The sequence below is a fragment of the Paractinoplanes tereljensis genome (genome assembly GCF_016862435.1).
In the GTDB taxonomy this organism is placed as follows: domain Bacteria; phylum Actinomycetota; class Actinomycetes; order Mycobacteriales; family Micromonosporaceae; genus Actinoplanes; species Actinoplanes tereljensis.
In genome coordinates, this window is the sequence record NZ_BOMY01000006.1 from 36986 (window position 1) to 56625 (window position 19640).

General features: G+C 68.9%; 16 protein-coding genes, 3 tRNA genes and 1 pseudogene. 7 read left to right on the forward strand and 13 right to left on the reverse strand.

The annotated features are described in order from the left end of the window. Positions 1 to 26: 26 nt before the first annotated feature. Together Ate02nite_RS04665 and Ate02nite_RS04670 are read right to left on the reverse strand one after the other, a co-directional pair. Complete coding sequence (locus Ate02nite_RS04665; protein ID WP_203799166.1) at positions 27 to 284, reverse strand: hypothetical protein; 258 nt, start codon at positions 282 to 284, stop codon at positions 27 to 29. Positions 285 to 672: 388 nt separating this feature from the next. Then, positions 673 to 2781: an acyltransferase family protein gene (locus Ate02nite_RS04670; protein WP_203799169.1), complete on the reverse strand. Its 2109-nt coding sequence runs from the start codon at positions 2779 to 2781 to the stop codon at positions 673 to 675. A 188-nt stretch (positions 2782 to 2969) separates the two neighbouring features. On the opposite strand from Ate02nite_RS04670, the pseudogene Ate02nite_RS49800 reads away from it, so the two are divergent. Further along, positions 2970 to 3083 (forward strand): annotated as a pseudogene (locus tag Ate02nite_RS49800) (recombinase zinc ribbon domain-containing protein); the annotation flags it as partial. An 87-nt stretch (positions 3084 to 3170) separates the two neighbouring features. Here Ate02nite_RS49800 and Ate02nite_RS04675 read toward each other — a convergent pair. From Ate02nite_RS04675 to Ate02nite_RS04690, 4 genes are all read right to left on the reverse strand, one after another. Continuing rightward, on the reverse strand, positions 3171 to 3488 hold the full coding sequence (locus tag Ate02nite_RS04675; RefSeq protein WP_203799171.1) for a hypothetical protein: 318 nt from the start codon (positions 3486 to 3488) through the stop codon (positions 3171 to 3173). A gap of 139 nt (positions 3489 to 3627) precedes the next feature. After that, a tRNA-Val gene (locus Ate02nite_RS04680) sits at positions 3628 to 3702 on the reverse strand. 13 nt (positions 3703 to 3715) lie between these two features. Next, positions 3716 to 3786 (reverse strand) — tRNA-Cys (locus Ate02nite_RS04685). Positions 3787 to 3824: 38 nt separating this feature from the next. After that, positions 3825 to 3897 (reverse strand) — tRNA-Gly (locus Ate02nite_RS04690). A gap of 182 nt (positions 3898 to 4079) precedes the next feature. On the opposite strand from Ate02nite_RS04690, the gene Ate02nite_RS04695 reads away from it, so the two are divergent. Further along, the gene (locus tag Ate02nite_RS04695; protein ID WP_203799187.1) at positions 4080 to 5261 is read left to right on the forward strand and encodes a GNAT family N-acetyltransferase; all 1182 of its coding nucleotides are present in this window, start codon (positions 4080 to 4082) and stop codon (positions 5259 to 5261) included. Positions 5262 to 5368: 107 nt separating this feature from the next. On the opposite strand, the gene Ate02nite_RS04700 is transcribed toward Ate02nite_RS04695, so the two are convergent. The 3 genes from Ate02nite_RS04700 to Ate02nite_RS04710 are packed head-to-tail and all read right to left on the reverse strand — an operon-like array spanning position 5369 to position 8221. Next, complete coding sequence (locus tag Ate02nite_RS04700; RefSeq protein WP_203799485.1) at positions 5369 to 6097, reverse strand: FAD:protein FMN transferase; 729 nt, start codon at positions 6095 to 6097, stop codon at positions 5369 to 5371. A gap of 32 nt (positions 6098 to 6129) precedes the next feature. Continuing rightward, positions 6130 to 6648: an FMN-binding protein gene (locus tag Ate02nite_RS04705; protein ID WP_203799204.1), complete on the reverse strand. Its 519-nt coding sequence runs from the start codon at positions 6646 to 6648 to the stop codon at positions 6130 to 6132. 43 nt (positions 6649 to 6691) lie between these two features. Continuing rightward, the gene (locus tag Ate02nite_RS04710) at positions 6692 to 8221 is read right to left on the reverse strand and encodes a ferredoxin reductase family protein (RefSeq protein WP_203799220.1); all 1530 of its coding nucleotides are present in this window, start codon (positions 8219 to 8221) and stop codon (positions 6692 to 6694) included. Positions 8222 to 8669: 448 nt separating this feature from the next. Here Ate02nite_RS04710 and cbiE point away from each other — a divergent pair, with 448 nt between their 5' ends. From cbiE to Ate02nite_RS04735, 5 genes are all read left to right on the forward strand, one after another. Further along, a complete protein-coding gene (gene cbiE / locus Ate02nite_RS04715) occupies positions 8670 to 9878 on the forward strand; it encodes a precorrin-6y C5,15-methyltransferase (decarboxylating) subunit CbiE (RefSeq protein WP_203799223.1) in 1209 nt (402 codons plus the stop codon). After that, positions 9875 to 10615: a precorrin-4 C(11)-methyltransferase gene (gene cobM / locus Ate02nite_RS04720; RefSeq protein WP_203799226.1), complete on the forward strand. Its 741-nt coding sequence runs from the start codon at positions 9875 to 9877 to the stop codon at positions 10613 to 10615. Before cbiE ends, cobM begins: the two co-directional genes overlap by 4 nt. Before the next feature lie 131 nt (positions 10616 to 10746). After that, positions 10747 to 12036, forward strand: a complete 1290-nt coding sequence (locus Ate02nite_RS04725; protein ID WP_203799229.1) for an LPXTG cell wall anchor domain-containing protein — start codon at positions 10747 to 10749, stop codon at positions 12034 to 12036. A gap of 208 nt (positions 12037 to 12244) precedes the next feature. Further along, positions 12245 to 13990 carry a cellulase family glycosylhydrolase gene (locus Ate02nite_RS04730; RefSeq protein ID WP_203799232.1) on the forward strand — a complete coding sequence of 582 codons (1746 nt, stop codon included), beginning with the start codon at positions 12245 to 12247 and terminating at the stop codon, positions 13988 to 13990. A 586-nt stretch (positions 13991 to 14576) separates the two neighbouring features. Continuing rightward, entirely contained in the window at positions 14577 to 14876 is a 300-nt protein-coding gene (locus tag Ate02nite_RS04735; protein ID WP_438871153.1) for a helix-turn-helix domain-containing protein, read from the forward strand. Between the two features lie 61 nt (positions 14877 to 14937). On the opposite strand, the gene Ate02nite_RS04740 is transcribed toward Ate02nite_RS04735, so the two are convergent. From Ate02nite_RS04740 to Ate02nite_RS04755, 4 genes are all read right to left on the reverse strand, one after another. Next, a complete protein-coding gene (locus tag Ate02nite_RS04740) occupies positions 14938 to 16329 on the reverse strand; it encodes a M4 family metallopeptidase (RefSeq protein WP_203799237.1) in 1392 nt (463 codons plus the stop codon). Between the two features lie 83 nt (positions 16330 to 16412). Next, a complete protein-coding gene (locus tag Ate02nite_RS04745; RefSeq protein ID WP_203799240.1) occupies positions 16413 to 18458 on the reverse strand; it encodes a S8 family peptidase in 2046 nt (681 codons plus the stop codon). Positions 18459 to 18661: 203 nt separating this feature from the next. Continuing rightward, on the reverse strand, positions 18662 to 18922 hold the full coding sequence (locus Ate02nite_RS04750; protein ID WP_203799243.1) for a hypothetical protein: 261 nt from the start codon (positions 18920 to 18922) through the stop codon (positions 18662 to 18664). Between the two features lie 14 nt (positions 18923 to 18936). After that, a complete protein-coding gene (locus Ate02nite_RS04755) occupies positions 18937 to 19602 on the reverse strand; it encodes an alpha/beta fold hydrolase (protein ID WP_203799246.1) in 666 nt (221 codons plus the stop codon). Positions 19603 to 19640: the final 38 nt, after the last annotated feature.

Here is a 19640-nt window from a genome sequence, read left to right on the forward strand (position 1 = left end):
GACAAGTATTCATGTATTCATGAAATTCAGAGCATCAGCGTGATCAGGACCCGACCCTCGTAGGTCTCGGCCTGTACAGCGGTGACGGTGGCCGGGGCCATCAGGGCGGAACCGTCCACCGTGGTGCTTCCCGAGGCGGAGGCCAGCCAGCTGGCGCCCTGCTCGCGATGGCCGTCCGGGGCGATCACCACCAGGCGGCACTCCTCGCCTGCCGGGACGCCGGTGACCGTGGCGTGCAACCGCCCCCAGCCGGCCGCCGGGCGCATCTCGGCGGTCATCCGCACGCCGGCCTCGGCGTTGAACGCGGCCGAGGCGCGGGCGCCGGCAAGGCGGCCGGGGGCACAGCGGTCACCCGGGTCGGGCCGGCCAGGACCTCGGGGTGGCGCCAGGCTCGTAGCCGAGCCTGCGCCGGCGTCAGCCCGAACAAACCGAGACTCGCGGCGATCGCGCTGATCGAGGTCACCAGTCCCTGCTGCGGCTGGCTGTCCTTGTCAGCGCCGACGGCCATCTCGCCCGAGCTGACTGTGGAACGCGAACCGGGTCGGTCGGCCGCACGCCGCTGGCGGTTGATGCAAAGGTTGAGCTCCTGGTCGCTCTCAACCTGCAGTACGTGACGGAGCGCGGCACGTTTGCCCTCGCTGGACCTGCCTGGGCGGTGCCGAAAATGCCGCCTTACGCGTCTGTTATCAACGCCAGGAGTGCTGGGCGCAGGTAAGGAATCAAGGTGTGGACGTAGGTGCCGGTGAGGTGCGAGTAGTCCTGCCGCACCCGGACACCCCCGATGACGGCGTCGCAGATCTTGGGCCCGCAGATGTGGTCATTGAGATCGATCGAGGTAATTCTCGGAGAGCGGATCCTCTTGACGGCGTCGACAGCGGGATCGCGGTACTCCCAGTCCGTTCGCGGGGCAGAGCACGGCGCGTAGTCAGTGGGGTGGGCTTCGAGACAGCGGATCGGGTCCGCGTTCGGAAACTTAGCCGGGTCTGATTTATCGCTGCCGGATGAGGCCGGAGCGTCATTTATCACCAGAGTCTTGATACCGGCCTTGCTCAGCCGTTTGTAGGCGGCGGTGTAAGCGTCGACGGCTTTGAACCCGTTGATATTGGGCTTGAACCAGCCGTTGAATTGGAAGTTGTAGCCGAGGTTCGAGGTGACCACCAGGGTGGGCTTCAACTGAACGATGCTGCCCAGTACCGCTTCCTCCCAGTCAGCGCAACGAGCGAACTGAGGCATGAAGTACTTACGAGGCCAGGCTGCGAGGGGGCAGCCCTCGGCGTAGTAGGTGATCAGGTGCCAGTGCTCGGTCTCCGCGATAGACGAGACCGCCTCGAGCCACTGCAAGGCGTGAGAGTTGCCAGCCAACACCACGGTTACCGGTGACGACAGGTCTCCGGCGTCGCACCGCGTGACGACCCACTCGTGAGCGGCGCTATTGCACTTCTGGGAGTCGAGCCCGGGCTTGCTCTCCGAGATGGCGCCGACCTGCCAGGTCGAGGAATTCGGTACGTACTCCCCGTTGAGAGTACGACCACAGTTCGAGCCGGGATCGAGTGCGGCGGCCCCGAAGCAGGGCACCGTTCCCCTGAGCTTGGCCGCGAGTTGACGCTGGTAGTCGTCCTGGCGGCGGTTCTCCACCCCGATCCAGGTCCCAGCGAGGGCGATGACGACGGCCATCCCCGTGGCGCCCATCGCGTAGGTCGGCACGGGGCGACGCCACCAGGCCATGGTACGTACCGGATCTTCCAGGAACCGCTTCGTCAGCGCCGCCAGCACCAGCGTGGCGACGATGATCGCCACATCGTCCTTGCTGCCCCGGGCCGAGTGCAGTGCGGCCGGCTCGATGATCAGCAGCGGCCAGTGCCACAGATAAATGGAGTAGGAGTGGTCACCCAGCCACTGCAGCGCTCGCACTGGATACCAGTCCAGCGGCGCGTTCGCCGCGATCACCAGCAAAGCTCCCACGACGGGAACCGCCGCACGCCAGCCCGGAATCGCCGTGGTCTCGCTGAATCGCAGCACCGCGGCACCCATCACGAGCCAGCCCGCATACGCCAGCGGCACCCGAGCCCGCTCACCCCAGCGCGTCGCCAACATCCGCGCAACCACCGGGGCGGCCACGGCCAGCAGGCCACCGGCGCCCAACTCCCACACCCGGGTCGTGGTCACGAAATATGCCGCCGCCGGAAAGGTCTTCGTGTAGGTGACGGACCACCAGAACGACGCTCCGACCACGACGAGCAGACCGGAAAAGTACAACCAACGCCGGTCCCGACACCGCCAGCCCACCCAGGTCAGCACAAGGATGAGCAATGGCCAGACGAGGTAGAACTGCTCCTCCACCGAAAGTGACCAGTAGTGCTGCACAGGGGACGCCGGCTTCCCCGCCCCGAAATAGTCAATGGAATCGCCGGCAAGCTGCCAGTTGACCCAATACGTAGCGGCCGCCCTGACCTGACGAGCAGTATCGGCCCACTCCGTTTCCGGAAGCCACCACCACGCTGCCACCGCCGTCGCCACCAGAACAGCCAGCGAAGCCGGCAACAGCCGGCGCACCCGCCGCGCCCAGAAGTCCAGCAACCCCCGCAGGTTCGTGGGGACATGCCCCAGCAGGTGCGAGGTGATCAGGAACCCTGAGATGACGAAGAAGATGTCGACGCCGACGAAACCGCCGGAAAACCGCCCATGCGGCCACAAATGCCCGCAAAAAACTACAACGACCGCGAATGCTCGCAACACCTGAATATCGAGCCGGACATCCCGCTCGCCAAGGGGACGGGACATGCGCTGAAGCTCCCTGGTTGTGCACGATCGGTGAGGGTCGGAGGATGCTACCCCAAGGTTCATCACGAGACTGACCCCGCCCGATCAACAGCCGTCCAAGGATTGGACAGGAGCCAGGAAGTGGGCTCGGGTCGGTCAATTTAACGGCTGATCTTGGTTGTTGAGGTTGTCAGTGGTTGATCGGTTGAATCCGCCCCTCTCAGACCTACCGCTACTACACCTGCTGGAGCCGCGCGCGCTACGGCACCAAAGCCGGCTGCGACATCCACCGCTTCAGCGCCGACGACCTCGAACCCGCCATCGCCCAGGCCCTGCTCGACTTCTACACCACCGGGCACGACCTGATCACCGACGCGATCACCCGCTTCCAGCAAACCCACGCCGCAGGATCAGCCGCCAAACGCGAACAGCTCGCCGCAGTGAAGAAGGAGCTCAAAGACAACGCCGCCGCCGTCGACCGCTACCTCACCGTCTTCGAACGCGGCACCCTCAACGACGACGACCCCGAGATCAAAGCCCGCCTCAGCGCGCTCAAGAACCAATCGAAGACCCTGCGCACCCGCAAGGCCGACCTCGACCTCGACCTCGAAGAACCGCCCCACGCCCTCACCGAGGCCGACCTGGCAGCCATCCGCGCAGAGATCCGAGACGTCATCACCAACCAGACCCACAACGCCCGCAAGGCGCTGTTCGACGCCATGATCCACGAAATCCAGATCATCAGCGACGACACCATCCGGCCGATCTTCAAACTTCCCCTCGGCCGAAACGACGAAAGGCCAGCCCGCAACGGGCTGACCCTCACCGACCGTGACGCAAACCCAGCGGTTCGCGCACTGCCAACTATGGTGGGCGATACTGGGATCGAACCAGTGACCTCTTCCGTGTCAAGGAAGCGCGCTCCCGCTGCGCCAATCGCCCTTGGCTTTCGCCGAGGTGGAGACGGGATTTGAACCCGTGTACACGGCTTTGCAGGCCGTTGCCTCGCCTCTCGGCCACTCCACCGAGTTGGCCCCGCACTAAACCTGTGCAAGCCCGCTCCGAGCGGACGACGGGATTCGAACCCGCGACCCTCACCTTGGCAAGGTGATGCGCTACCAGCTGCGCTACGTCCGCTTGTCTCTCCGGGGCGCTTGCGCTCCCTGGCGACGGATGAAACCTTATCCTGCTGGCCGTCCGCTTGCCAAACCGGGGTCCCCCGGCGCGTCGCCCGCCTGGTGCGAGCTGCGGGTTCACGGTTATCCACAGCCCTGGAAACTGGCGCGCACACCCCGGGCCACCCAGTGTTGGATAGGTCCATGGACTTCCGGCAGATCAGCGCGGCTGAGCGTACGACGACGATGTTTCCGCTGCAGACCTACGCGTTCATGCCTTCTCCGTGGACGCCGGCCGACGAAGAGGCCTATCGGAAACGGATGCGGTTCCACGAGACGACGTTCAACCTGATCGCCGAGGAGGGCGGGCAGACGCTGGCCGGGGTGGCCGCCCTGCGCATGCAGCAGAACGTTCGTGGGCTCGTGCATGACATGGCGGGGGTCGCCTCGGTCTCCACGCATCCGGCCGCTCGCCGGCGGGGGCTCGTGCGTGAGCTGATGCAGCGGCTGCTGCGCCAGATGCGCGAGGAGGGGTGTGCGGTCAGCGCGCTCTACCCGTTCCGGCCGAGTTTCTACGCCAAGTTCGGCTTCGTGGGCATTCCCCGCCACCGCACGGCGACCTTCGCCCCGGAGGGGCTCAGTCACCTGCTGCGGGCGGATCTGCCGGGCGAGGTGGAGCGGTTGTCGATGAACGAGGGCTTCGAGGCGTACGACGAGTTGACCCGCCACCTGGTCACGCGCCGGCACGGGTTCGCGGTCTACGACGAGGTGCGCTCGGCCGAGTTCCGGGACGACAACTACTGGGTGGCCGTGGCCCGGTCCGGGGGTGAGGTGGTCGGCGTGGTGCGCTACCGGGTGGATCAGCACGGTGGGGATCTGGTCGGGTCTGACCTGCTCTACACCGGGGCGCTCGGGCGGGCCCTGCTGTTGCAGTTCTTCGCTCGGCACGTCGACCAGGTGGCCCGGGTCAGCGTGCGGCTCAGTGCCGACGAGGTGCCGGAGCTCTGGGGTCTCGACTTCGGGGTGACCGTGGCGGGCAAGGTGGCCAATCCGACCGACAACGCCCCGATGGTCCGGGTTCTCGACATGGCGGCGTTGTCCGGTTCGCAGGCCGGGCCGGGCGAGGTCACGCTCGAGATCGTCGACGACGAGCACATCGGCGGCGTGTGGCGGCTGTCGGCCACCGACGGCACTCTCGAGGTCGGCAAGGGCTCCGCGACCCCGGCGGCCACCCTGACCGCCGCCGGCTTCAGCGCGCTCGTCTACGGCGTTCTCGACCCGGTCGAGGTGTTCACCCGCGGCCTGGGCGAGGTCTCCCCCGAGGCGATCCCAACGCTGTCCGCGATGTTCCCCCGCGAGATGCCCTACTTGTTCGCCGACTTCTAACGCCGGCAATGCGACAAACCCGCCCGCAGCGTAGGCAGGCAGCTGGGGGTTAGGCGGGCGGAACGCCAACGCAGAGGAGGCCGGAAAGTCGGCGCCGGGCGCGCGACCTACACAGCGGCCGGGAGGTTGGCGGAGCTGAAGGCTCGGCCGTCGTCCGTCACGACCGCTGAGTCGTAGCCGTCGGTGGCCAGCTTGGCCAGCCAGGTCAGGCCGGGCTCGCCCATGGCCAGGGCCGCCGTCGCGTACGCGTCGGCCAGCGCAAGGCTGGGGCCGACCACGGTGACCGAGCGCAAGCCCCGGGCCGGCTGGCCGGTTCGGGGGTTGAAGACGTGGTCGCCGCGCTCGTAGGTGCCGGAGGTCGCTACCGCGCCGTCCGTCAGGGCCAGCACCCAGCTGAGCTTGTCGGCCTCCCACGGGTGGCGGATGCCTACCCGCCAGGGGCCGCCGTCGGGGTGCGAGCCGCGCATCCGGATGTCGCCGCCGGCATTGATGTAGTGATTGGCCGAGCCTGCCGCCAGCAGACGGTCCGAGGCGACCTCGACCGACCAGCCTTTGACGTAGCCGGAGGGGTCCAGCGGGCCACCGGCGTACGCGTCGAAGTAGCCGTCGGTGTCCCGCCACAGGTCGGCGCAGGCCACCAGCACCTGGCGGAGGTCATCCGAGCAGGACTCGGCGGTCAGCTCGCCGCGGCGCATGCGGCTGACCTCGCTGTCCTCCTTGTACGTGGAGAACCGGGCGTCCACCTCGTGCAGCCAGCCGCACACGTCGTCGATCAACGCGCGCAGCTCCCCGGCAGGGCGGTCGTCGGCCAGTTCGATGCTGACGGCCGTACCCATCACCTGCTCGACGTGGCGCACGAACGGTGACCCTACGCCTTGGCCGAGTCCAACGCCGCCTGCAGCGACTCCTGGTACGAGTCGCTGGTGTAGGTGGCTCCGGACACCGCCGCCACCTCGGCGCTCTGCTTCTGCAGGGTCTCCTGCTTGAGCTTCGCGACCGCGTTGGGGTTGATCGTGGCGCTGTTCCCGGTGGTGGGATAGGTGGCGTCGGCGGCCGTGATCTTGCCGTCCACGATCTTGATGGAGACCTGGACCGTGCCGTACGGGTTGGTGGCGCCCTTGCCCTTGAAAACCCCGTCCTTCAGGCCGCTCTTCGCTTTTTCCTCAGACGACGAACCGGCGGCCGCCTTGGAGGACGACGACGCGGCCGGCTTCTTCGAAGAGGCGGCAGCCTTGGACGAGGACGACTCGGTCGGGGTGTCACCGACGAGGTCGACGGACGACGACGCGGCGGCCGGAGGCGCTGGTGGCTGCACACTCAGGCGCACCCCGACGATCAGGGCAGCGCCGGTGAGGGTGCCGACGGCGGCGGCGGTACTGCGTCGCATCGCGAAATCTCCTTGTCGACGACGAAAGCAGGAAAAGAAAGAACTAGAACTCGAACGGGTCCAGGTGCAGCTGCGAATCCGGCACGTCGAGTTCGCGCAGCGTGGCCACCGCCGCCTCGACGAGCCCGGGCGGCCCGCACAGGTAGACATCGCGCCGGCTCACGTCCGGCACCAGGCCGAGCAGCCCGTCGGGGCTGAACAGCCGGCGCGGCCCGGGGTCGTTGCGCGACCCCACGATGTACCGCACCCAGGCATCCCGGCGTTCGGCCAGCTCCTCGAGCTCGCCCCGGAACACCAACTCGTCGGGCCGGGAGGCCCGGTAGATCACGATCGTGTCCGGCGGCATGTCCTCGAGGAGGGCGCGGATCGGCGCGATGCCGCTGCCGCCGGCAATCAACAGAGCCCGACGACGGGTACGCCGTTGGGCGGTGAACGTGCCGAACGGTCCCTCCGCCCACACCGGCGTGCCCGGTTGCATCATGCCGAGGCGTGAGGTGTGCCCACCGACGGCGGTGACGGTCAGTCGCAGCCACTCCCGGTTCGGCGCGGCCGACAGCGAGAACGGGTGCGACTGCCACCAGCCGTTGCGGGTCAGGAACCGCCACCGCATGAACTGGCCGGCCTGCGCGGGCAGCTTCTCCAGCTTCTTGCCGTCGATGTAGATGGAGAACGTGTTGGCGCCCTCGGCCACCACCTCGGCGACCTCGAAGCGGTGCCGCACGTTGAGCCAGAGCGGCTCGACCAGCCGGCCCCAGACCAGGGCCGAGATCACCAGGGCGGTGAGCCCGGGCCAGAACACCGAGGCGAACTTGCCGCTCAGGTCGGCCCCGGTGGCGACCTGGTGGCCGTAACCGAGCAGCAGGACCAGGTAACCAGTGAGGTGGATCAGGTGCCACAGCTCGTACGGCAGCTTGGCCCGGGCACCGCGGATCGAGAGCAGGCTGATCACGACCAGGATGATCGTGGCGGCGGTGGCCTTGAGCATGTCCGGGAAGGTGGTGATGATCGACCAGCCCTGGTCGACCACGCCGGTGTCGGCGGTGAGCGCGTACCCGTAGACGATGAAGACGATGTGCGCGAGCACGAACATCACCAGCGACGTGCCCAGCCAGCGGTGCCAGCGCAGCAGGTCGCGGGCGCCCACCCACTCCTCCAGCCAGGAGACCCGGCTCATCATGAGCAGCTGGATGAAGAGCAGGTAACCGCCGATCAGGCCGGTGATCCGGCCGGCCGCGAGCATCGCGGTGGCGGTGTCGTTGATCGCGCCGGCCTGGGTGTCGAACAGCCACAGCGAGACACTCGTGGCCAGCCCGGAGAAGAACAGCAGGACGGTGAGCAGCCGGTTTCCGCTGACGGCTTCGGCCGGGGGCCGGTCGTCGGGAATCGGCGGCTGGGCCGGCCCGGAGGCTTTCCAGCCGGTCGGGTCGGTGTGCGACTCGACCAGGATGTCGCTGCGCCGATAGGGGTCGTCGACATCACTGTCGGCGATGTAGCTGTCCCAGGTCTGCGGCGGCCGCCGGTCCTCGCGTTCGGCACCGGCCCACGGGTCGACGGGCGTGCGTTCGGCCGGCATACGCGGGTCCGACAACCGCGTTCCGGTCGAATAACGCGAGTCCGACGAATCGTCATAACGCGACGAAGGCGCGTCGTCGTAACGGGACGAAGGCGCGTCGTCGTAACGCGACGAAGGCGCATCGTCATAACGGGAGGAATCGTCATGACGGGACGAAGGTGAGTTTCCCCACGAATCGTCGTCGGGCGCGGCACGCAGATCCGCGAAGAACTGCGCGTCCTCCTCGCCCTGGGAATATCCCTGATCTCGAGAGGTCTGGAACACCGGCGGCTTTTGCGCCATCGTCCTCACCCGTCCGGCAAATCGTCCTTCGGCGCCGTCCACCCCCTGCGGGCGGCGTGACGACCCGGTCTCGGGGAGCCGTCTGGTTGAAATACGTCTCTGAGGTGACCATCGCTCAACCGGAGGCAGAAAATCTCAGCGCCGCGCGGCGCGATAACGTCACGCTATGCGTGCCGACAACCCCGACCTGGTCACGGTGGTCGGCATCGGCGCCGGCGGCTGGTCAGACCTCGGGCGTACGGGTCGGGGCACGGTCACCGACGCGGAAGTCATCGTCGGCAGTTCCCGCCAGCTCGACCTGCTCCCGGCCGACGTGGTGGCCGAGCGGGTCCCGTGGCCATCGCCCCTGCTCCCGGCGCTGCCCGGCCTGCTCGACGAGCACCGCGGCCGCCGGATCTGCGTCCTGGCCAGCGGCGACCCGATGTTCCACGGCATCGGTGCGACGCTGGTGCGTCTGCTCGGCGCGGAGCGCGTACACATCAATCCGCACCCCTCCTCGGCCTCCCTGGCCGCCGCCCGGATGGGTTGGCCGTTGGCCGACACCGACGTGCTCAGCCTGGTCACCGCCGACCCCGCCGCCGTGCGGCGGTGGGTCAATCCCGGCCGCCGCCTGCTGATCCTCGCCCGCGACGCCGGCACCCCCGCCCAGGTCGCGGCCCTGCTGACCACGGCCGGCTTCGGCGCCGCGCGACTGACCGTGCTCGAGCGACTCGGCGGTCCCGATGAGCGCCGGGTCGAGGGCACCGCCGCCGCATGGTCGGCGGACGTCGACCCGCTCAACGTAATCGCCGTCGACTGCGGCGAGGGCCCGGCCGTCTCGGTGGTGCCGGGACTGCCCGACGACACGTACGAGTCAGATGGTCAACTCACCAAGCGTGAGGTCCGCGCCGTCACCCTCGCTCTCCTGGCGCCGGTCCCCGGCGCCCTGCTCTGGGACGTCGGCGGCGGTTCCGGCAGCATCGGCATCGAATGGATGCGCAGCCACCCGGCCTGCCGGGCGATCACCATCGAGCCCGACCCCGCACGCTGCGCGACCATCCGCACCAACGCCGCCACCCTGGGTGTTCCCGCGCTGCGGGTGGTCGAGGGCCGCGCCCCGGCCGCGCTGACCGGCCTGCCCACCCCCGACACGATCTTCATCGGCGGCGGCCTGACCCGCGACGGCGTGCTGGAGGCTTGCCTGGCGGCCCTGCGCCCCGGCGGCCGCCTGGTGGCGAACGCGGTCACGGTCGAGTCGGAGGCCGCGCTGGCGGCGGCCCACGCGAAGCTGGGCGGCGAGCTGGTCCGCCTGTCGGTGAGCCGGGGTTCCCCGGTCGGCGGTTTCACTGGATGGAGAACGATGATGCCGGTGACAATCTGGTCGGTGACCCCGTGACGGTCCATTTCATCGGCGCCGGCCCCGGCGCCGCCGACCTGATCACCGTGCGCGGCCAGCGGTTGATCGCCGCTTCGCCGGTCTGCCTGTACGCCGGCAGCCTGGTCCCGGCCGAGCTCCTGGAGATCTGCCCACCGGACGCCCGCAAGATCGACACGTCCGCCCTGACCCTGGACGAGATCATCGCCGAGCTGGTGGCGGCCGACGAGGCCGGGCACGACGTGGCCCGCCTGCACTCCGGCGACCCGTCGGTGTTCAGCGCGATAGCCGAGCAGATGCGCCGCCTGGACACCGCCGGCGTGCCCTACGACGTGACCCCGGGCGTCCCCGCGTTCGCCGCCGCGGCGGCCGCGCTGGCCCGCGAGCTGACCGTCCCCGGCGTAGCCCAAACGGTGATCCTGACCCGCACCGCTGAGCGCGCGACCGCGATGCCCGAGGGCGAAGACCTGCCCAGCCTGGCCGCCAGCCGCTCGACGATGGTCCTGCACCTGGCGGTCCAGCGCATCGACGCGGTGGTGGCCGACCTGCTCCCGGCTTACGGCCCGGACTGCCCGGTAGCGGTGGTGGCCAGGGCAAGCCGCCCCGACGAGCAGATCCTCCGGGCTTCGCTGGGCGAGATAGCCGCCCTGGTGAAGGAGGCCGGCATCCGCCGCACCGCGGTGATCGTGATCGGCCCGGCCCTGACCGCCGCCCAATTCCCGGACAGCCACCTGTACTCCGCGACCCGCTGCCGCTGAATGCCCGGATGATCCTCAATCCTCCACCCGGGACAGCCTGATTCGTGATCCCTCGATATGGTTCCGCAGCCACGAATCGGGGAGCTTTAATGAGGCTGTTAGTGCGTGCGCTCGGCGCCGCAATTCTTACGATGGGCGTGCTCGCGGTGCCATCGGTGGCCCACGCCGCCGCGGACACCGCCAAGTTGACGGCGCTGAACGAGCGGGACGCCGCCGGACACCCCGTCGCCTATCCGATCCATCAGGGCGAGACCGCGCCGCTGACATTCGGCGTGCTCAACCGGGGCACCGAGCCGGTCGACGGCGTGGTGCTCGAAGTCTTTGTCGGCAAACACATCAGCCTGCCCAAAGAGTTCGCCAACTGCCGTTACAACGGCAATGGCGGGGCCGCCAGTCGGGCGTGGTGCGAGTTCGACCGGACGCTGGCGCCCGGCGAAACCTACGCGGTGGATTCGTTCCACGTGACCGCCAGCGCGGACGCCGCTTACATAACCTTGGAGCCGCTGCGGATCCAGTGGTACTCGAAGGCCTGGGCGGACGCCCAAGGCGGCTTCGACGCGATCGCCAAGGGGTACGAGCCCGGCGGTCCTGGCACCGTGTCCCTGGTGGCGAAGCAGCTGCCGGCGCCGTATGAAAACGCCTGGGCCGACGTCTCGCTGAACCTGATCGCGCCGCCCGACAACCTGCCACTCGTTCCGCTCGGCAAACTCAACGCGCAGGGCGACCCGGCTGTCATCCACGTGCCGGCGACGGCGAACGGTGAGCCACGGCCCGTCGTGGTCGGCGTGGTCAACACGGGCTCGACCACGATCTCGAAGGCCGTCGTGAACGTCGAGGTGTACGGCGGCAAAGGAAGGCTGCTCGGGACCGCCTCGAAGAACTGTGTCTCCTACGGGTACATACAGTTGTCGGGCATCTGGTGCGAGATCAATGAGCCGCTCCTGCCGAACAAGACCTACGCGATCGAGCCGTTGCAGCTCGCCGGATTCGGCAGCTCCACCGAGAAGACCAGCTTCACGGTGACGTGGCACGATCCGCACTGGACGGACTGGAGTGGCGGCCTGGAGGGCCTCACCCGCCCGACGCGCGGCACCAACATGGGGTCGTCGCGGGGCGACGGATCCGGGCCGGACGCCCACCTCGTCGCCACCAGCCTGCCGACGCCGCGCGACCCCAAGCGGTCCTTCGTGACGACCATCGAGGTCGGGGAGGACGAGATCCCGAGTCCGTCTTCGTCCGGCAGCGCGTCGCCGTCCCCGACCACGTCGGTGCCCGCCGGTGACGACGGCGGCAGCGGCGGCGGTCTCCCGATCACCGGGCCCGCCGCCTGGTCGATCGCGGGCATCGGCGGCGGCCTGCTGCTCGCCGGCATGCTCGCCCTCGTCCTGACCCGCCGTCGGCGGGCGCGCTTCACCACCTGATCACCGCGCCACCACGCCCCGCGGCCCCGCATTCGTGCGGGACCGCGGGGTTTTGTTTCTAAAAATCACCGTATGGGCCGCCTCGGGCGTGCCAAAACTGCGGTGCCAGCTGGGCAGATAGACAGAAGTCGTTGTGTCGCGGGCGTGAACATGATTAATTTTCGCTTAAGTCCGCCCCCGCTTTCCCGCTCGCTCAACGGGAGACGCCATGCGCATGCGACTTTTCCTTCTATTTCCCGCCATCCTCGGCCTGATTCTCACCCCCGTCAGCCCGGCCCACGCCGCCAGTACACCGCTGGTCACCGTGGACGGCACCCGCTTCGTTGACGGGCACGGCCGGGAGGTCGTGCTTCGCGGGTTCAACGTGTCCGGTGAGGTGAAGCTGGCCGAGAAGGGGCGGCTTCCGTTCGCCGACGCGGCGGCCGCCCGCACCTCGGCCCTGGCCATGCGGAACCTCACCAACGCCAACGCCGTGCGGTTCCTGCTCTCCTGGGAGGCCGCCCAACCCGCCCCGGGGGTCATCGACACCACCTACCTCGCCAAGGTGACCGAGCAGGCCGGGGCGTTCGCGGACGCCGGGTTCGCGGTGCTCTTCGACTTTCACCAGGACCTGTTCTCGCGGTACCTGTTCAACTCCGGGAGCTGGTACACCGGCAACGGCGCGCCCAAGTGGTGGGTGCAGGCCGGTAACTACCCGCAGGAGAGCTGCGGCGTCTGCGTCACCTGGGGGCAGAACATCACCCAGAACGCCGCGGTCCAGCAGGCCACCTACGATTTCTGGCGCAACCGTACGGACTTCATGTGGCAGGCCGAGCAGGTGCTCCGCTACCTGCGCACCAACCTCGGCGACAGCCGGTTCGCGCACGTGCTCGGCGTCGACCCGTGGAACGAGCCCTACGCCGGCAAGTACGACAGCGGGCAGAACAGCCGCACCTGGGAACAGACCGTGCTGTGGCCGTTCTACCAGTCGTTCCGGGCCATGATGGACACCGCGGGCTGGACCGATCGGCCGGCCTTCGTCGAGCCCAACCCGTTCTGGAACGGCAACGTCTCCAACCAGACCGGGGGCCTCCTCGACGCCGGAGCGATCGGGCCGCGGTACGTGTTCAACTCGCACTTCTACGACCAGGCCGCCATCTCCGGCGTGCTGATGTGGGGCAAGGCCACCGACGGGCGGGAGAGCGCCGACTTCGCCAAGATCCGGGACCGGTCGACGGCGCTGTCGACCGCGGCGATCGTCTCCGAGTTCGGCCATCCGCTCACCGGTTACACCTCGGACAAGGCGCCGAGCGTGGACAAGGCGATGTATCAAGGGCTGGACTCGCGGCTGACCGGCGCGCAGTGGTGGGGCAGCGTGGCCGGCTCCGGGGCGGCGCTCTCCGGCCTGCAGTGGCAGTGGGACACTAACAGCGGCCGGCACCAGGAGTTGATGAACGACAACCCGGACAAGGTCAAAACCGCCGGCGACGCCTGGAACGACGAGGACTTCTCCGCGGTGGCTATGGACGATACGGGTACGGCCTACCTGCGGCAGGACGCGCGCCTGCTGGACCGGATCTACCCGGCCGCGGTGGCCGGGCGCACGCTGGCCTTCGCCTACGAGGACCGGGCCCGGGACGGAAGCACCGCGATGGCCTGGATCCCGGTCCCGGCCAGCCTGCCGAACGTGCGCACGACGGTGAACAGCAGCCGGTACGGCGTCCTCGTCTGGCGCTCGGGCGGGGACGGCTCCCCCACCGAGGTGAAGCTCCCGGCCGGTTTCCGCAACACCATCGCCTCCGACGTCGCCTACACGATCTCGGCCGACGGCCGGACCCTGTCGCTGGCCGGCACCGGCGCGGCCGGCGTCGTGCACTACGCCCTGATCGCCGACTCGGTGGCCCCGACGGCCGCCGTGCTGACCGCGGCGAAGACCGAACTGGCCGCCTGGGCCAAGACCGCCTTCCCATCCTGACCCTGGGCAACGAGTTAACCTCGATAGGTCACCAAGAAAATCTATGACGAAAGAACTAGACTTTCTCGGGGAGGCCGGGTAACGTTCCTGGTGTTGAAAGACGAGATCGAAAAAAGACGCAGACGAAGAAGAACGACCGAGCGTCAAGCAGGGCCCGGACCTTTTCCTGGCTCGCCCGGTCCGCAGTGAGCACGACAAGACCTTGACGTAATTCCAGGTCAGGGCAGGTTCGCCGCACGTGTGTGAGGCCATGAAGTCGCGTGGGGCTTCGACACCGGCGGACAGCACGACAGCACCACCGAAACCGAAAGCTGAGGAAAGGGAGGGCTGGACACCGTTGGATCGCCCGCCACCAGGGCGCACTTCTTCTCTGGGGCGGACACCGCAGTTTCCATCGAACGAGAGGTGGTCCTCGGTCACGCTTACGCGATCCTCGCACCCCACACCGCCAACGGCGGTCGGTGCGGATACGACAACCCGACGAACCTGTCGGTAAATGGTGTTTTTACCCGTAAACCCTGGGCCCCGGTGCTTCCGCACCGGGGCCCTCGTTCATGGAGAGGTATATATGGTCCAATCCGACGATATGTTTGGTGATGACGACTACCCCGCCTACACGATGGGCCGTGCCGCGGAGATCACCGGCACCTCGCAGGATTTCCTGCGCCGGCTCGGTGAGGCGAAGCTGATCACCCCACTCCGGTCGACCGGCGGACACCGCCGTTACTCCCGCTACCAGCTGCGGCTCGCCGCGCGGGCCCGGGAGATGGTCGATCAGGGCACCGCACTCGAAGCCGCCTGCCGGATCATCATTCTCGAGGACCAACTCGAGGAAGCCCTCCGGCAGAACGAGCAGTACCAGCGCCAACAGGAGCTTGACGCCTGACGAAAACGGCGTCGGTCGGCGGACCGGGGATCCGGACCGCCGACCGCTGGAGCCGGGACGGTCAGATGAAGCCGCGGGCCTGGAAGGCGGCCTTCACCGAGGCGGCGGCGGCGCTGCCGTACAAACTCTGCGCGGCACTGACGGTCGCGTTGGCGGCGGCCGCGAAGGTCGTACCGGCGGTGAAGTTGAACTGGGCCTCGAGGATGACCGTGTTCGCGTTCGTCCGGCCCAGGGCCGTGCTGATGTCGTAGAGGGCGCGCGACCACATCTCGCCGTCGGCGTGCACCTCGTTCTCGAAGTCCCCGGGGTAGACCTTGGTGCCGTCGATCCGGCGCAGGCAGTGCGGGGTCGTGCTGGTGTAGGAGACCGCGTCCCAGTCGCCGATGCAGACCAGCGGCACGGCGGTGGTGTTGGTGCTGACCGCCGACGACATGGTGTACGCCCAGTAGTCGCCGAAGCCCTCGCCGATCGCCCCGGACTGGCTGGACGAGCCGAAGCCGGGAACCTGGGCGTCCTGGATGGCGTGGCCGTACTCGTGCCAGATGATCTCGGCGTCCTCGGCGTCGTCAACCCCGCCCGTACCGAAGGTGATCTGATCGGTCGAGGGGTCGTAGTAGGAGTTGTCGTCGGTGTAACCGGTCGTCTTGTACTTCTGCGCCGAGTTGTTGACGTCGGTGAAGCCGAGGCTCTGGATGTACTCCTGCGCCGACGTGATGCTGTAGTAGCCCATGGTCTGCTCGAAGCCGGCCTGCGCGCGGGTGTACGTGTAGGTGCGCGTGCTCGAGGTGACCCCGCTGCTGCTCTGGTTGCTGGCGTACGCGCCGCGGAGCGTGGTGACGCCGCTGGTCAGCTGGGTCAGCGTGACCGTCTTGTAAGCGGCGGTGAAGGTGCCGGCGCTGGTGGTGTCCTTGAGGCTCTCGTTCTGCAGGGTCACCACCGGATTGGGGCTGAAGACCTGGCCGGAGCCGTTGACCTCCTTGACCGCGCTCTTCTCGGAGAGCGTGGCGCCGCTGGCCGCGTCGACGACGGTCTGCACGCTGCCGCCGCGGGTGTCGGTGAGCACCAGCCAGCCGAGCTTGGCGGTGTCGCCGGGCACGATGACCGCCGCCGCCGACCGCACCAGCGAACCGGCGAGCCGGCCGGTCACCGCCGACTCGGCCCGGTTGCGGGCGAAGGCGGCGCTGCCGGCCGGCGTGCCCTTGATCGCGAAACGGCCGTCCTGGATCGAGGTGGTGCCGGTCCGGGTGTCGGTGTGGGTGGCGTAGTAGCCGCCGAGCACCGGCACTCCCCGATAGGTCTGCTGGTACCAGGTGTGCGTGCCGAGCAGGGAGTGCCGGGTGGCCACGACGGTAAGTCCGTCCGGGGCCGCGTGGGCGGCGGTGGCGCCCGAGGCGACCACCATGCCGACGATGCCGCCCACCGCCGCCAGCCGCTGGATCGTTCTCCGTGCCATCGATGACCTCCACCTGCTGCGCCCGAATTTAAGGGCAGCGTAATGATGGGGATAAATGTCCCGGAGATCGCGAACGGGTCATATCAGCAGATGAGCTTCACCACCACCTCGACGGTCTGCTGACGGACGTTGCCGGCGTCGTCGGTCGCGGTGAGGGTGATCCGGTGCGGGATGTCGCCGCACCCGCCGCGCAGCTGCACGATCGGGCTCGGGCCGGCCCCGATCGGCACCGCCGGTGCGCCGGCCTGACTGTCGGTCCAGGCCAGGCTCAGCGGCCCGCCCTCCGGATCGACCGCGCTGCTGCCCAGCGTGAGCTGATGGAACACCCCGCCGGCGTCCGAGCCGTTGGTCCACAGGACCGCCCCGTTGGCCGGGTTGGTGATGGCCACCGTCGGCGGGAGGTTCGGCCCGGCCGCCCGGATCGTGATCGCCACGGTGTCGGTGCCGCACAGGCCGAACGTGTCGCAGCCGCGGAAGGTGACCGTGTGCGGGCCGGGCGGAACGTTCAGCGGCGTCTGCGCGGTGTGCCCGGCCGCGAACACCGAACCGTCGAGCCGCCAGCTCACCTGGTTGTCGGCGAGCCCGCCGGTGTCCGGGTCCAGGCTGGTCCCGGCGAACGAGATCGGCTCGGCCGGGGTGAAGACCGGCGGGCCGGAGTCGTCGCTGGGCGTGACGATGTGCACGGTCGGCGCGTGGTTCGTCACGGTCACCTGGATCGAGTCGGACGCGGTGGCCCCGCCCGGGAAGGCGGCCGTGGCGGTGATCGTGTGGGTGCCGGCCGGCAGCGACGCGGTCCGTGGGTTACCGGTGCCGAGGCTGACGCTGCCGCGTTTCCAGGTGACGGTCGGACTGCCGAGGCCGTCGTCGTAGACGTTCGCCCGGAACTGCACCGGCGTGCCCGCGCCCAGCTGCGCCCCGGCCGACGGGGTCCGGATGTCGAGGGCCGGCGGAAGCGCGTCCCGGACCGGGTCCAGCGCGTTGATCACCCGCCGCTTGACCCGGTCGTCGGGGCTGGTGCGCATCCACCCGAGGAGCTTGGTCTCCACCGCGCTGCCGCCCTGGTTCGGATCGGCCGCCCAGATCAGGGCGGCCACCCCAGCCGCGTACGGGCTGGCGAAGCTGGTCCCCCACACCTGGCGTGGCCGGGTCTGGTCCGGCGTCGGTCCGGTGATGACGGTGAACGGCGCGAAGATGTCCACGTCCTCGTGCCCGTAGTTGGACTGCGGATCGCGCAGCAGGCTGTTCTGCAACAGGCCACCGACGCAGGTCACGCCGGCGTTCTCACAGGGGGTGACCCAGTGGTTCTCCCAGCAGACCAGGAAGCAGGTCTCGCCGTCGACGTCCCGGCCGTCGTTGCCGGCCGACGCGAACAGCAGGATGCCCGCTCCCCGCAGCACCGCGGTCGCGGCCTCGAACGGCAGCACCGACCACTCCAGCGCCCAGTGCACCGACGCACTGAAGCTCATGTTGATGATCTTGCTACCGGCCCCGGCCGCGGCGGTGACGCCGCTGATCGCGGTGAAGAAGTCGTAGCTGGACCAGACCAGGTTGAGCCGGCCGACCGGCCCGGCCGAACCGGCCACCCCGCGGCCGTTGTCCGGCACGCCGGCGGCGGTGTCGGCCACCTCGGTGCCGTGCCAGGGCGATCCGGTGCCCCGGTGGGTCGCCGGCACGCCCGGGACCACGCTGGTCATCGTGGTGCCGGCCGGCAGGTCGTCGTTGATGTCGGGACGGAAGCCCTGGTCGACGACGCCGATCTCGACGGTGTTGCGGGTGCGGTCGACCGAGTCGAGCAGGGTCCAGGCCGGGGCGGCGCCGATGTCCTGGACACTGCCCGAGTTCAGGTAGGACCAGGTGTAGGAGTTGCGGTTGTAGGCGGTGGCCGGATCGTTGCCGAATCCTTCCGGACCGATCAGCGCCTCGTTGGCACTGCCGGCGGCGATGCTGTCCGGGGCGGCGAGCCAGTTGACGCCGATGGCCAACCCGGCCACCGCCTCGGTGGCGGCGATGGTCAGCAGTCCGAGGCCGGCCTTGCTGGACACCGCGAGCGCGTCCGCTCGTTCGCGCCCGGGGTTGAGCTTGCCGAGCAGGTCACTGAGCCCACCCGGATCGGCGCGACTCGGGTCCACCCGTACGAGATAGTGGGGTGGGAAGTCTTTGATCTTGGGGTCGTTCTCGGCCAGAACGGTGCCGCCCCCGTGACCGGGCCGGCGCACCCCGTGGGCGCCGGACAGGGATCCGGGACCGCCGCCTGGGCACCCACCGGAACGACGAGAAGCAGCGCGGCCAGCGCGTTCACTGCTGCGAACATGACTCTCCTCGGCCGGCTCGGCTACGGGCAGCCGGCCAGGTCCATCTGGTGCCGGATGTCGCCCAGTTGGGCTTCCAGCCGGAGGATGAGGGCGACGAGGCCCGGCTTCTGCGCGGGCGTCGCGGTGGCCAGCCGCTCCTGCGCGATGTCCTCCCGGATCTGGACCCCGTCGTAGGCCGCCTGCAGGGACGCGCATTCGGCGGTCACCGCGTAGGCCGGCGTGGCCAGCATCGGAGTGGCGAGGGCGCCGAGCGCGGCGAGGATGACGATGGTGCGTTTCATGGCTGTCTCCTTGATCAGGTGATGGGCAGTTCGACGAACGTGCCCGGGCAGGTGCCACCGACGGCGGCCAGCGCCGCGGCGATGAAAAGGGGCGATCGCGGCTCGTCGGGATGTTCGACGCCGGCGATCTCGTGGAAGCAGGCTCCGCCGTCCAGCCGGGTGACGTCGGCGGCGTCCTTGGTGCTGCGCAGCGTGGTGTACGCGATGTCGCCGGGAGTGTCGTCGCCTGCGTCCAAGTCCCAGAGGAAGGGGTTGAACGGGCACATCTGGCCGCCGTCCTGCTCGCCGAGCAGGCAGGCCGGGAGGTAGCCGTAGTGCGGTGAACCCATCGACACGAAGGTGCGGACCTTCGCCGCGCCACCGAGGTGCTTGAGGTAGTAACGCGTCGACAGGCCACCCATGCTGTGCCCGACCAGGTTGACCCTCCCCGCGCCGGTCTGCGCCCGGACACTGTCCGCCAGGGCGGCGATGACCAGGGCGTTCACCACGTTGTTCTGACCCGGTAGGTCGACCACGTAGGCCGGATAGCCGGCCGCGGCGAACGCGTCCCGCATCGCCGACATGTCGGAGCCGGCCCCGGTCCAGCCGTGCACCAGGATCACCGGCTCCCGGGGCACCTGGTCGGTGGCCGCGGCCGCCGGTGGCAGCACGGTGAGCAGCAGTGCCAAGACGAACCGCACCCTGTTTCCTCCTATGTGTACTGTGACGCCCGACATCG